Here is a 1,336-nt window from a genome sequence, read left to right as displayed (position 1 = left end):
GGCGGCTGTCTCAGGTTGTTAGCGCAACACCGGTGATCAGTTCGTTGAGTTTGTCATAGGGTTTGCGCCAGTGGAGGGTTTGTCGGGGGCGGATGTTGAGTAGCGTTTGGACGTCGGCGAGTTCAGCATCGGTGATCTTGTTGAAGTCGGTGCCCTTCGGGTAGAAGTCCCGGATCAGGCCGTTGGTGTTCTCGTTCGTGCCTCGCTGCCACGGCGAGTGCGGGTCGCAAAAGAACACCGGGCACCCGGTGGCGATGGTGAACGCGGCGTGAGCGGCCATCTCGGTGCCCTGGTCCCAGGTGATCGTCTTCGCCAGCTCGGCCGGCAGGCCGGCGATCATCGCGGCCAACACATCGGTCACTGTCTTGCTGTCGCGGACCCCCGGGAGTCTGCCCAGAAGCGCGTAGCGGGTGCGGCGTTCGACCAGGGTGACGATGCCGGAGTTGCCCGGGCCGACCACAAGGTCCCCTTCCCAATGCCCCGGGACCGCACGGTCGGCCACCTCAGCGGGACGCTCGCTCAGCCTCGCCCCATCCAGCCAGGGCCGGCTGGATCGTTTGGGTAGCTTCGATGCAGGGATCCGCTCGGTCCTGCCCGAGCGCAGCGCTTTGGCGACGGTGAGCTCATGCCGCAACGCCCCGCGGCCCTGAACATAAAGAGCCTGGTAGATCGTCTCGTGCGACACGTGCAGCTCCGCCCGGTCCGGGAATGCCAGCTTCAACTCGCCCGCGACCTGCTCGGGCGAGTACTTCAGGTTCAAGCGTGACACGACCTCGCGGCGCAGCCTCGGATCGGTGAGCTTGGCCTGTCGGCGTCGCGGCCGGGATGCCAGCGCCCGGTAGTGCGCCAGTTCCGCGTCGTACTCCGCTAGGCCCCAGTGCTGGACCTGGTGGGCGCGGACCTCCCGCGACACGGTCGAGGGATGCACCCCCAGTTCCCGGGCGAGCGCCCGCACTCCCATCGGCTCAGGCAACGCCCGCGCTGCCTGAATGAACGACCGATCAGCCAGCGTCAACCGTCGATACGACCGACCCTGCGCGCCCAGCACACCCGCTGGACCTGAGGCGCCCGGCGGCGGGACAGCCTCCCGCACAGCCCTCAGCATCGGCATCGGCGGTACCCCGCCATAGGGACCATCGAGCAGTTTCATGCCACCAAGAGTGGCCCATCTGCCGACCGTCATCCGATGAACGTCCAATGATGACCCCACCCGGACCGTCGAAACGCCTCGGATCAGCGCCCGATACGCCGCCGCCCGCGTCTCCCACCCAATCTTCTTACCCACACCACACCCCGTTCCTCAAGGTGTTGCGCTAAAAACTAGAGACTGCCGGCG

At 66.6% G+C, this 1,336-nt stretch carries 1 protein-coding gene; it reads right to left on the bottom strand.

The annotated features are described in order from the left end of the window. Nucleotides 1–10: 10 nt before the first annotated feature. The gene (locus GVV86_RS18380) at nt 11–1,285 is read right to left on the bottom strand and encodes an IS30 family transposase (protein ID WP_425483376.1); all 1,275 of its coding nucleotides are present in this window, start codon (nt 1,283–1,285) and stop codon (nt 11–13) included. Between the last annotated feature and the right edge of the window lie 51 nt (nt 1,286–1,336).

The sequence above is a fragment of the Arthrobacter zhaoguopingii genome (assembly GCF_009828595.1).
Lineage (GTDB): Bacteria > Actinomycetota > Actinomycetes > Actinomycetales > Micrococcaceae > Arthrobacter_D > Arthrobacter_D zhaoguopingii.
The sequence above is the reverse complement of the archived record's forward strand: the minus strand, read 5'-3'. Positions and strand labels throughout refer to the sequence as shown.